Below are 11,994 nucleotides of genomic sequence, written 5' to 3'. Positions count from 1 at the left end.
TTGACTACTGAGCCGACGAAATCACGGTTTTGGCCTGTTCCAACGTATATTCAACGTTGGCGACCGACCCTTTGGGTGTGGTTTTCAGCGACTCTTCCAATTCGTCCTGGGTGATGGTCAGGAAAGGCACGGTCAGGTCCTTGGGCACGTCGTTTCCGTCCAGAATCTGTTGCGCGACCCAGAAAGCAAGCGTGCTGACGCCCGGAGCAATGGACAGCGACGTGGTTTCATACCCGTTGGCGGCTTTTTCGTCGGCCCACCACTGCAATTCGTCCTGACGGTTGCCCATGACGATGGTTGGCATCGAGCGGTCGGTGGCTCCAATGGCCTGTGCGGCGCCATAGCCGTCACCACCTTGGGTCACGACACCGACGATTTCCGGCAGGCTTGGCAGAATGCCCGCAACGGCCTTTTGCGCAACGTCCTGCGCCCAGTCGCCATGAACCGAACCTACGATCTCAAAGTTGGAGTTCTTTACCTCGTCATGAATACCCGCGCTGATTTCATCATCGACGAAGACACCGGCCAGCCCACGGATTTCCAAAAGGTTGCCGCCATCGGGATAGCGCTCGGCCAGGTATTTCACTTGTTCGCGGCCCATCTGTTGGAAGTCGACGGCGATGCGCCATGCGCAGGGCTCCTGCACGATCCCGTCAAACGAGACAACGGTGATGCCCGCGTCACATGCAGCTTTGACCGCGCCATTGATTGCCGTGGGCGAGGCTGCGTTAATGACGATGGCGTCATAGCCCTGCAGGATCATGTTCTGAATCTGGGCAGCTTGTTCGGTCGCCTGATTTTCAGAGGTGGTGAAGGCATCCGCTGCGGCAACCAAGCCTTCGGCCACGGCTGCATCCCCATTTTTCTGCCAGCTTTCCAGCATGGCCTGACGCCATGAGTTTCCGGCATAGTTGTTGGACAGCGCGATGCGTTTGTCGGATGTGTCTGCGGTGGCACCGGTGGCCGCCATTACGGTAATCCCGGCGACAGCGCCAAGCATGATTGCCTTGAGTGTCATAGTTTCCTCCCTGGGCGGCCCCTCCGCCGCACGTTCATCGGGCCCGCTCAATCCGGCAGGCAGCGAGAGGATTCCGCGCAATGGGCAAAAGTGTAAGAGTAGGATGCGCGCAAAGATTGCGGGTTCCCGCAAAACTATTGCGGTGATCCGCATGACAGGGTGGGGTCGGACTTCTATACTGTGTTGTGCCGGTCGCCGCGGACCGGTTTTTCGAAAGTGCGTCCATGGCCGATCTTGCCTATTACCTGCGGATTTCCAATCACCTGGCAGGCAACCTCGACATCAAGTCCGCTTTGCGCTCGGTCAAGTCCGAGATCGACCGCATTTTGCAGGTTGATCACCTTGACGTGTGCCTGGTTGACGACAAGGGAAACTGGAACACCAGCTACGAGGTCGGTCTGCGCACCAGTTGGAGCCGCACGCGCGCGCCTGTCGAGGTTTCTCCGGTGCGCGATATCCTGCGGGGGGAATGCGACAGCATGTTGACCGGCAACGCGCTGGAAGACCCGCGATATGTGTTCGAAGGGGCCGATTGCGAGCCGATCATCAAACATCAGATGCGCAGTCGCGTTAACGTGGCGATGAAAGTGCTGGGACGCACGATCGGTGCCTTGAACTGCTCGTCGCAGAAGCTGGATTTCTACGATGACCAGGCGGTCGAACAGGTTCGCAACATCGCCGATATTCTTGCCCCCTATTTCTATGCGCTGCGAGCCAACGAACAATCGCGGCGCGAAGCGATCATGCGCGCGGAATTGCAGGCGCGTGAAGAAGGGTTGCGTCTGGGTGCATTGAGCCTGACCGACGCGCTTGAGCTTGAGCGGCAGAGGATCGGTATGGATCTGCACGACCAGACGCTGGCCGACATGACCCGGATCAGCCGAGAGCTTGAGCGCTGCAAAACTCAGAAAGATATCGAAGCTGTGCGCGGGTCGATGCAAACCTGCATCCAGGGGCTGCGCGAGATTATCGACACTTCGATCCCGTCCCTGCTGGAGCTGTTCGGGTTCCAGCACGCCGTGCGCACGCATCTTGAGCGCGCGGTCGGAACGGATCAGGAGATCGACATTGACGTGCGCGACCTGTCCGACGGGCTGATCGATGATCTGCCACAGACCAAACGGATTGCGCTCTTTCGTATCGCGCAGGAGGCAATCAATAATGCAGTACGCCACGCTCAGGCCTCGTCCATTTTGGTCGAGATCGAATGCCGGGATGGGCTGCATCTATCAGTGCGTGACGATGGGGGCAGCTCAGCAGCGATCGAAACTGGGAAAGTCTCGGGCGGTTTGACCCATATGCGAACGCGTGCCCGGCTTATCGCGGCACAGTTTGATATCCGCTACGCCGAAGGAACTGAAATCAGCGTCAGGCTCCCGGTGTCGGAATGCCGCGGCAGAGAGGAGGTGGCATGAAGGTTCTTCTGGTCGAAGATGATGCCATGCACGCCAACTACCTCAAAGAGTTGGTACTGGAGGCTTTGCCCGAAGCGTCGGAAATCAGCCTAGCCTCTAACGGGCGCGAGGGTGAGGTCAAGGCCCGAGAAGATGGTGTCGACGCCATCGTCATGGACCTGCGCATGAAAGAGCGCAACGGGATCGAGGCGGCCCGCACCATTTGGTCCGAGCGACCGGAAACGCGCATCTTGTTCTGGTCGAACTATTCAGACGAAGCGTATCTGCGCGGCATCGCCCGGATCGTCCCGAAAGAGGCCGCGTATGGCTATGTTCTGAAAACCGCCAGTCCATCGCGCATGCATTTGGCGTTAAGGGCAGTCCTGCTGGAAGCCCAGATCATGGTCGACCGTGAGATTCACCAAATTCAGCGGGATCAAAGCCGGTCGGGCGAGGCGCTGACCGAGGTCGAACTGGCGATCCTGACCGATCTTGCGCTAGGTCTTCCAGACAAGGCCATTGCCGTGCGCAGAAAACTGGCGCTGCGCACTATCCAGAACCGTTTGCTGTCGATCTACGAAAAACTGGACGTCAACGACTTGCTGATCGAAGCCGGAGATATTGCGATCAACAAACGCGTGCGCGCCGTGTCCAAGGCGATGACCTCGCAGATTTTGAACAACGAAGCCATCGTCGCTGCTGAAAAGGACCTGAGCGCGTGGCTGGCGCGCTCGGCCTTGTCGCTCTGAAATCTGCGCTCAGGTTGGCACGATATTGTGGTTGATCCGAAACAGGTTCTGCGGGTCGTATTGTCCTTTGATCTGACCCAGTTTTGCGCCATTGGAACCATAGGCTCCAGCCATGTGATTGGCCTCATCTTCGGGCATGAAGTTCACATAGGCGCTGCCTGTGGCGTGAGGTGCCATCTGATCGTACAACGCCCGCGCCCAACTGATGCAGGTAGCGTCTTTTGAGGGATCTTCCCATCGGGTGTGAACGTTCATGATGAAATGAGCGCTGCGCTCGGGATAGGCCGTTGCATCCGCGGGTACCCGCGCCATGGCACCGCCTACATGTGCGATGAACACTTCGCAAGCCGGATCAGGTAGCGTGGCGATTGCGGCAAGCAGGTCGGATGTCGCGTGGGATGTCAGCGTGCTGAAATCGTGGCTTTTCCAGTAATTGCGCGCGCCGGGCGTCAGAAGCCCATCAAAGGCCGCTTGCCAGTCCACGAATGCATGGGGCGAGATGACATCTGCAATCGGATCACCAAGACCGCGCAAGCCGGCCATAGCTTTTTCGCCGTCGGCCATTGGTCCGGCATAACACGCGGCAAAGATTAAGACCTCGCGCCCATGCCATTCCTCGGGCAAGAAGGGCAGAGGCGGGGCCTTGCGCATCACGGTCCAGACCGTCAGTTCATCTGGCGCGGAATCCGCGATTGTCACGTATTCCGGCAGTAGGTCGGGGGCCGCTTCGATCGGGTGAACGACCAAACCTGACAAGACATCGGGGCCCAGCGGATGCAGTTGGAATTCGAACGATGTGACGACGCCAAAGTTGCCACCTCCGCCCCGCAGGGCCCAAAACAGGTCAGGGTGACTTTTGGCAGATGCGGTGACGATTTCGCCGTCGGCGGTTACAACCTGGGCAGAGATCAGGTTGTCGATGGTCATCCCGAATTTCCGGGTGATCCAGCCAAAGCCGCCACCCAGTGTCAAACCAGCCGTTCCGGTGGTCGAGTTGATGCCCAATGGGACCACCAGCGCATGGGCTTGTGTCTCGCGGTCGACATCGCCCAATACGGCGCCGGGTTCTACGCGCGCAGTTCGGTTGACCGGGTCCACATGTACCGAACGCATCTGCGACAGGTCCAACATAACCGCATCGTCGGCGACAGCATGGCCCGCGATCTGGTGACCACCCGACCGAATGGACATGGTCAACCCGGCCTCGCGCACGAAATTCACCGCTTTTTGCACGTCACTGGACCCAAGCGCGCGGATCACGAAACTTGGGTGCCGCTCCACGATGCTATTCCAGGTTGTGCGGGCCTGATCATACTCGGGACTGCCGGGCAAATGGACGCCGCCGCGCAGCGTTGCGTCCAAAGTGTCCAAGGCAGCGCGCTCGATCCGAGCGGCGCTGCCGTCCAATGTCTTGACGTCAAACATCTTAAATTCCTTCCTGGTTCAAGGAAGGTTTCTTGCCCCTGTGCCCCGCCTGTTGTCCGGCGGGTACGCGCCTTTCGTCGTTTGCGAAAACTCAGGCAAAAACGCCGGGGTCGATGCGATCTACCGGAGTAATCACATCTGCCGGAATATTCAGCCGTTTGGCGGCCTGTCTCAGGCTTTCTTCGTCAGGGGCCTCGTAAAGGCAATAAGTCTTGCGCTTGTCCGCGCTGAGGAAAGAAAAGATCCATTCGATCCCTTCTTCGTCATTTATTTCTTTAATATGTGCTTTGTCGCCTTCGGTCAGGTTTACCTGTTCGGCGAATTGGCGTTCAATAATATACCTTGGCATATTTCCCCCCCAGGAAATGAAAACAGGGTTCAGCTTGCAGTTCCTTCAAGCCTTTCCCTAAGGGAAACCATACTCAATTTCTGAGCTGTTGCCAACGCCTCGGCCTCGAGATGGATGGCCTGTTCAAGGTTGTCCTTGCCGCCAAGCCTGCGCAGAGCCGCCGCATAGGCGGCTTTGCTGTGTGCCACCCAGGGCGGGCAATCCATGTCCGTGTCAATCTGGATTGCCTTGGTAAACATCCGTTCTGCAGTTGGCCAATCTTCAAGCAATGCAGCCAGATTTCCCAACCGCCGCGCACCCGCGCCAGTACATACTGTCGTTGCCCCAGCGGTAATGGTGAGGTCTTCGTAAGGGGCCAACATCTCGAACAGCGTTTGCGCGTGCGTGGTATGACCGACTGCGACGCAAATATCGGACAGATAGGACAATGTGGTCGAATACATGGCGTCTGACGGCAGATAAAATCCGCTCTCGGCGACCTCGTTCAGGATGCGTTCAGCGGGGTCATGAAACCCCAGTTCAGCTGCGATGACGCCAAAACCGGGCTTCCAGGTCATGTCGTCAGCGTTTTCATCCATCAGTTTTTTTATGACCGGAGCCACTTCGTGCAAACGGCTTTGTTCTCGGCGCAGGGTGAACATCTGAACGCCAAACACGCCCTCGATATGTTTCCCGTGGGTTTTGCGGCCGATTTTCACCGCCTCGGTAGCTAGCTTTTCGGCCTTGCCAAAGTCGCCCTCCATGATCGCTATCATTGCCCGGGCATGGGTCTGAACCCAATAGAGCTGCAAGTGATTGTCTTTCTGGGACACCTCGGTCAGCAGTTTCAATGACCGGTCCAGCAGAGCCCGGTCAGCCATTTCGGCCCCAACAAACAGGCTGAGTGTGCGGTCCCGACCCTGATCAATCGAGCCAAGATGCTGCGCTACTTCGTGCATCTTGTCCAGGTGTTCCCGCCATTTGTGCCTTTCGTCGGCGGGTCTTGCGATAAATGGCGCGCCGTATTGCATCATCATGACCGAGAACTGGGATTTGTTGTCTCCCAGCTTGGCGGCAAGCTCCATCGATTCCTGGGCGTATCGGGCACCCTCTGAGGCTTGACCAAGGAACAGACAGGCGCGGGCAAGCTGACTTTTTAGCTGGCACTGGCGTCTTTCGTCTTGCGCGGGCAGGTTTTTCAAAGCGGCCTCGCACAGGGAAATCACTTCGCCATGTCGTTGCCCAGCCATCATGCAGGAATCCGAAAAATGCAGGGCTACATCGGCGGCCAATTCGACATCCCCAAGGGCATTTGCCGCGTCCGAGGCGCTTTTGAGTTCCGCAATGCCTTCGGGTAGCTGTCCCAAACTATCAAAGCTGCGCCCGACAAGAACAGTTGCCCGGATTGTTTCGGACTGATTGTCGCCCTCAAGGTTCCGTGCTGCATTCAGCGCCTCGTGCGCGTTAGTCATTGCCTCGTGACTGGCGGAACGAGCCAGCGCCATTTCGGTTGCCGCCTGCCATTTTTTGAACGCCGCACTCCAGTCTTCGGCCTCGGTCAGGTGTCGGGCGACAAGTTCAGGTCGACGTTCAATCTCGGCGGACCGCAACGCTGCCAACGCCTTGGCAACATGGGCATGCTGCGCCCGCCGAGTTGTGCTGAGCATGGATTGATAGGCAGTGTCGCGGATCAGTGCGTGACGGAAAACGAAGTGACCTCTGGAGTTGCCGCTTTCGAAAACCAGTCCGGTTTTGCACAGTTCGTCCAGGCCCTTTGCGGTGTCGACCGTGGCATCCGTCAGTGCTGCACGTAGCAGGCCAGGTTCAAACTCGCGCCCGATCACCGAGCCTGTCAGTGCCACCTGTTTCGCGTCTGATGAAACCGCATCCAACCGCGCCATCAACGCGCCTTTTAGTGACGAAGGAACAGCCACTGCACCCTGCCCACCTGTGGTTAGATAGGCGCGGGTCAGTTCTTCGACGAATAGTGGGACGCCGTCCGTCTTTTCTATGATCAGCTGAACCAGATCGGTGTCAGGGGTTTTACCCGAGACATTGCGGATCAAGTTCGCCACATGGTCTGGATCAAAGCGGCGCAGGTGTAGGGTTTGAGTGTGTGCTTCCCCTTCGTCCCGCGCAAGATCCCAGCCGGGGCGGTGGGTGATCAACATCATCAATGGCAGGTCCGAACAGATGGACTTGAACCTTTCCAGCAAGGCGTTTGTCGAGGGGTCGATCCAATGCGCGTCCTCAACACACAAAACAACCGGTCGCACGGTTGAGCGGGCCTTGACCGTGTCGATCAACGTCTGGATGGTCAAATCCCGCTGTTCCTGTGGTGACAGGTCAAGAATCTTTTCGGCCACATCACTGTGCGGGGCGACCAGCGCCGCAAAAACCGGCAGGACGTGATCCAGTTCGATCCCCTCGCGTTTCTCAAGCATGGCGCGGACCAGCTCTACCACCCGATCGTCATCCAGATCCGGTCCGACACCTGCATCCTGCGAGATGCGCTCGGTCACCGGGTGAAAGGGGCTGCTGGTCAGATAGGGCGAGCAATTCAGTCGTATGACGTCTGCCGTCGCAGCGATGTCGTCGCCGCTCAGAAACTCTTCCGTCAGGCGGGATTTGCCGATCCCGGCTTCGCCAGACAGCAAAACGACCTCACCATGCCCGGCAGAGGCCCGTTGCCAAGTTTGATGCAGGATTCCTTTTTCGAAGTCCCGCCCGATCATTTCCGTGCTTTCACTTTCACGATGCAACGCCTGAAAACGGCTGTCGGCGCTGCGCTCGGCCGTGACCTGCAGCAAGGTACGCGGGGTTTCAAAGCCCTTTAGCGAAACAGGGCCAAGTGAGGAAATCGAAAAGACCCGTCGCAGGCTGGCATCAGAATCCTCGCTTGTAGTCACGACCGAGTTTGGCTGCGCGTTTTCCTGCAACCGCGCCGCCAGGTTCAGAACCGGACCGGTCATTGCGCCCTCTTCGAAGGTATTTTCACCAACGGCGTCGCCTACGACCACGTCACCGCTTGCGATACCGATCCGAACGGACAAAGGCTCGCCGTCAGGGGTTTTCAGGATTTTCACGTGCGCAACTGAATCCAATCCCGCCTTCACCGCACGGATGGCGTGGTCTTCATAGGCCTGTGGCCAACCAAAAAAGACCAGCAACCCATCACCCAGATACTTGGCGACATAGCCACCAAAACGCGTCACTGCCCCAGCGACACTGTCTTGATAACTTTGCAACAAGGCGCGCATATCTTCGGGATCGAACTTGTTTGTCAATTCGGTCGATCCGACAAGATCGGCAAAAAACACGGTCAGATGGCGTCGCTCGGCAGCAGGTGCTCGGGTTTCGGTTTCACCGGGATTGTTTCCATCTGGTGGGGCGTTCGTGATGGGCAATCCGGGGTTGCCATCCAACTTTGCTATGGCGGCAAGGACGATCTTCCTGTGGCCAAGGGACAAGCCAAGTTCTTTGAGGTCCTCATTGGAGAGCAGCGGTAAGGCACGTGCATCGACGTCATTTTGCAGGAACGTGTCAGCATATTGCTCCATTCCAAGGTCTTTCAACCATAACGTGACTTCAAAACTCATTTCGTGATCATGCGGGCTATTGGCCCACGGATCAAGCCGAGCGACGTTTCGGTCTGGCGGCCCTGCCATGTGCCCGAACGAACCGATCGAAAAGACTCGGGTATTTGAAACCCTTCTTTTGACTTTGGCGTTCAAAACACTGGACGAAGCCGGTTCCTTGATCAATGATAGCGCTGACATTCACTTTGGCCGGGACTTCGGTAAGAATGAACTTAAGTGTTTGGGAGTATTTCGCCGAGAAAACGCAATAAACGTTTCGGGTGAATGTGCGGTTGGAGGATGGCCGCAAGAAGGAAGAAAGAGACCCCGAAAAGGGGCCGTGCAAAAAAGATCGCATATTGGGAGGAAAGAAAATGCGTAACTTACTGAAAACAAAATCTCTGATTGTGGCAGGGCTGTTGTGCACAACCAGCCTGGCGCAGGCGGAAGAGGTTGAGGTTCTGCACTGGTGGACGTCCGGTGGTGAAGCCGCCGCACTGAATGTTCTGAAAGACGACCTGTCCGGGCAGGGTATCGGCTGGACCGACATGCCTGTCGCCGGTGGCGGTGGTGAGCAGGCGATGACCGTTCTGCGTGCCCGTGTCACAGCCGGGAATGCCCCGACTGCCGTTCAGGCACTGGGTTTCGACATTCTGGACTGGGCCGATCAGGGCGCATTGGCGGACCTGAACGAAGTTGCAGCCAAAGAAGGTTGGGACGATGTGGTGCCAGACGCATTGAAGGCTTTTGCCAAGCATGACGGCAAGTGGGTTTCGGCTCCGGTCAATGTGCATTCGACCAACTGGGTGTGGGCAAACAAGGCGGTCCTGGATGCAAACGGTATCGCCCAGCCCACCAACTGGGACGAGTTCGTCGCGGCTGTCGAAGCGCTGAAAGCCGCCGGGATCACCCCGATCGCCCATGGCGGTCAGGCCTGGCAAGACGCAACCGTGTTTGACGCAATCGCGATGTCAACCTTGGGGGCGGACGGTTACAAGGCGGCGTTCATTGATTTGGACGAAGAAACGCTGGGCAGTGATGCTATGAAAGAAGCGTTCGATCGCATGTCCTTCATCGCCGCCAATGTGGACGAGAACTTCTCGGGCCGCGACTGGAACCTTGCCACCGCGATGGTGATCAATGGCGAGGCCGGTTTCCAGATGATGGGTGACTGGGCCAAGGGTGAATTCCTGAACGCGGGCAAAGTCCCGGGTCAGGACTTCCTGTGCTTCCGCTTCCCCGGCACGCAGGACCAGGTCACCTTCAACGCCGACCAGTTCATGATGTTCGACCAAGGCGGTTCGGTTTCAGCCGAGCAGGCCGCGTTGGCGAGCGCCATTCTGTCGCCAAGCTTCCAGATTGCATTCAACAAGGTGAAGGGTTCCGTTCCGGCCCGGACCGACGTGGATGGCAGCGACCTAGACGCTTGTGGTCAGCAAGGCATGAAGGATCTGGCCGCCGCTGCATCGTCGGGCAACTTGTTCGGTTCTATGGCGCACGGCCACGCGGCGCCGGCTTCGGTGAAAAACGCGGTCTATGACGTCGTGACGGCGCATTTCAACGGCGAGTATGACAGTGAAACAGCTGTGACCGAACTGGTCGACGCGGTTTCCATCGCAAAGTAATCCCGACTTGAACCTTCTGACGGGGCGGCTGCCTGGCCGCCCTGTCTTGAAAGGGGCAGGATAAGCCCCAAAACACCAACTCTGGAACGAGGAGGGCGCGCCATGGCTGCTTCAGCCGACGCGGATTTCAAGACACGCCTTCAGAACTGGATTCCCAAACTGGTCCTGTCGCCTTCACTGGCGATGGTTCTGGTCTTTGTCTACGGGTTCATCCTGTTCTCGGTCTACCTGTCCTTCACCGACAGTCGTATACTGCCCAGCTTCGGCTGGGTCGGCTGGGAGAATTACGACAAGCTCTGGCGATTGAGCCATTGGGAAACCTCGCTCATCAATATGGGGATTTTCGCGGGGCTTTATATCGTGATCTGCACCTGTATCGGCTTGGGATTGGCGATCTTCCTCGATCAGAAAATTCGCGGTGAAGGCCTGCTGCGTCCAATTTACCTGTATCCGATGGCGCTCAGCTTCATCGTGACCGGAACGGCGTGGAAATGGTTCCTCGATCCCGGCATCGGGCTGGAAAACGTGATGCATACTTGGGGTTGGACCAGTTTTGAGTTCGATTGGATCAAGAACCGCGACTTTGCGATTTACACCGTCGTGTTAGCGGCGGTCTGGCAGACCTCGGGCTTTGTCATGGCGATGTTTCTGGCCGGTCTGCGGGGTATCGACAATGAAATCCTGCGCGCGGCACAAATGGACGGGGCGTCGAACTGGAACCTCTATCGTCGGATCATCATCCCGCAGCTGAGGCCCGCTTTCCTGTCGGCTTTCGTGATCCTCAGCCACCTTGCGATCAAGACCTTTGACCTTGTAATCGCGTTGACCGGCGGCGGTCCGGGCCGCGCGACCGAGCTGCCCGCAACCTTCATGTATTCCTACACGTTCACGCGGAATCAGATGGGGATCGGGGCAGCCTCGGCCACGATCATGCTGATGACCATAGCCGCGATCATGATCCCTTATCTCTACGCTGAATTGCGGGAGAAACGCTGATGTCTCAGGCCTCTCAAGATACCGCAATCCGCACGGGCCGCGTTACGCGCACGCTGATCTATCTGGTTTTGCTGCTGTTTGCCCTGTTTTACCTCTTGCCGCTTTACGTGATGCTGGTGAATTCGGTCAAACCCTTGGAGGAAATTACTGGCGGCGGCATGATGAACCTGCCAGAGGTCTTCACGCTCGAGCCGTGGCTGCAAGCCTGGTCCTCGGCCCAGATCGGGGTCGAACCGACGGGCTTGCGCCCGTATTTCTGGAATTCGATCAAGATGGTTGTGCCCGCCGTTATCGTCTCGACCATTTTGGGCGCGCTAAATGGATACGTACTGACCAAGTGGCGCTTCAAGTATGACACCATCCTGTTCGGGCTGATGCTGTTTGCCTGTTTCATCCCATTCCAGATCGTTCTGATCCCGATGGCGCGGATGCTGGGCCTGATGGGCCTAGCGGGCACCACATGGGGTCTGGCACTGGTGCATGTGGTTTACGGCATTGGCTTCACCACGCTTTACTTCCGAAATTACTATGCCGTTTTCCCTACCGAACTGATCCGGGCGGCACAGATCGACGGGGCGGGGTTCTTCCAGATATTCTGGCGCATCCTGCTGCCCAGTTCAGGCCCTATCGCGGTGGTGTCGATCATCTGGCAGTTCACCAATATCTGGAATGACTTCCTGTTTGGAGCGTCATTTGCCGATGCCAACAGCCAGCCAATGACGGTCGCGCTCAACAATCTTGTGCAGTCGTCGACGGGGGTAAAGGAATACAACGTACATTTTGCAGGCGCCATTCTGGCCGCGCTGCCAACGCTGCTCGTTTATATCGTGGCCGGTCGTTACTTCGTCCGCGGCCTGATGGCGGGTTCAGTGAAAGGATAA

The 11,994-nt window shown here is 57.6% G+C and carries 9 protein-coding genes; 5 read left to right on the top strand and 4 right to left on the bottom strand.

What is annotated here, in order from left to right:
• Positions 1–4: 4 nt before the first annotated feature.
• Positions 5–1,018: a substrate-binding domain-containing protein gene (locus ACR3E7_RS22755; RefSeq protein WP_480503735.1), complete on the bottom strand. Its 1,014-nt coding sequence runs from the start codon at positions 1,016–1,018 to the stop codon at positions 5–7.
• A 224-nt stretch (positions 1,019–1,242) separates the two neighbouring features.
• Here ACR3E7_RS22755 and ACR3E7_RS22750 point away from each other — a divergent pair, with 224 nt between their 5' ends.
• Both ACR3E7_RS22750 and ACR3E7_RS22745 read left to right on the top strand, forming a co-directional pair.
• On the top strand, positions 1,243–2,433 hold the full coding sequence (locus ACR3E7_RS22750) for a GAF domain-containing sensor histidine kinase (RefSeq protein ID WP_480503736.1): 1,191 nt from the start codon (positions 1,243–1,245) through the stop codon (positions 2,431–2,433).
• Positions 2,430–3,161, top strand: coding sequence for a response regulator transcription factor (locus ACR3E7_RS22745; protein ID WP_170789956.1), 732 nt, complete (start codon positions 2,430–2,432; stop codon positions 3,159–3,161). The genes ACR3E7_RS22750 and ACR3E7_RS22745 overlap by 4 nt, the downstream gene beginning before the upstream one ends.
• Positions 3,162–3,170: 9 nt before the next feature.
• On the opposite strand, the gene ACR3E7_RS22740 is transcribed toward ACR3E7_RS22745, so the two are convergent.
• From ACR3E7_RS22740 to ACR3E7_RS22730, 3 genes are all read right to left on the bottom strand, one after another.
• Positions 3,171–4,586 (bottom strand): FAD-binding oxidoreductase, encoded by a 1,416-nt coding sequence (locus tag ACR3E7_RS22740; protein ID WP_480503738.1) that lies wholly within the window; start codon positions 4,584–4,586, stop codon positions 3,171–3,173.
• Between the two features lie 91 nt (positions 4,587–4,677).
• Positions 4,678–4,935 carry a DUF4242 domain-containing protein gene (locus ACR3E7_RS22735; RefSeq protein ID WP_170773377.1) on the bottom strand — a complete coding sequence of 86 codons (258 nt, stop codon included), beginning with the start codon at positions 4,933–4,935 and terminating at the stop codon, positions 4,678–4,680.
• 29 nt (positions 4,936–4,964) lie between these two features.
• Entirely contained in the window at positions 4,965–8,513 is a 3,549-nt protein-coding gene (locus ACR3E7_RS22730) for an adenylate/guanylate cyclase domain-containing protein (protein WP_480503739.1), read from the bottom strand.
• 353 nt (positions 8,514–8,866) lie between these two features.
• Between ACR3E7_RS22730 and ACR3E7_RS22725 the strand changes: the two genes are divergently transcribed.
• From ACR3E7_RS22725 to ACR3E7_RS22715, 3 genes are all read left to right on the top strand, one after another.
• A complete protein-coding gene (locus tag ACR3E7_RS22725; RefSeq protein ID WP_170773381.1) occupies positions 8,867–10,117 on the top strand; it encodes an ABC transporter substrate-binding protein in 1,251 nt (416 codons plus the stop codon).
• 102 nt (positions 10,118–10,219) lie between these two features.
• Positions 10,220–11,113, top strand: a complete 894-nt coding sequence (locus ACR3E7_RS22720) for a carbohydrate ABC transporter permease (RefSeq protein WP_170773383.1) — start codon at positions 10,220–10,222, stop codon at positions 11,111–11,113.
• A complete protein-coding gene (locus tag ACR3E7_RS22715; protein WP_170773385.1) occupies positions 11,113–11,994 on the top strand; it encodes a carbohydrate ABC transporter permease in 882 nt (293 codons plus the stop codon). Before ACR3E7_RS22720 ends, ACR3E7_RS22715 begins: the two co-directional genes overlap by 1 nt.

This window comes from Ruegeria sp. BK1 (genome assembly GCF_056535645.1).
This window is presented reverse-complemented; position numbering and strand designations above follow the sequence as displayed.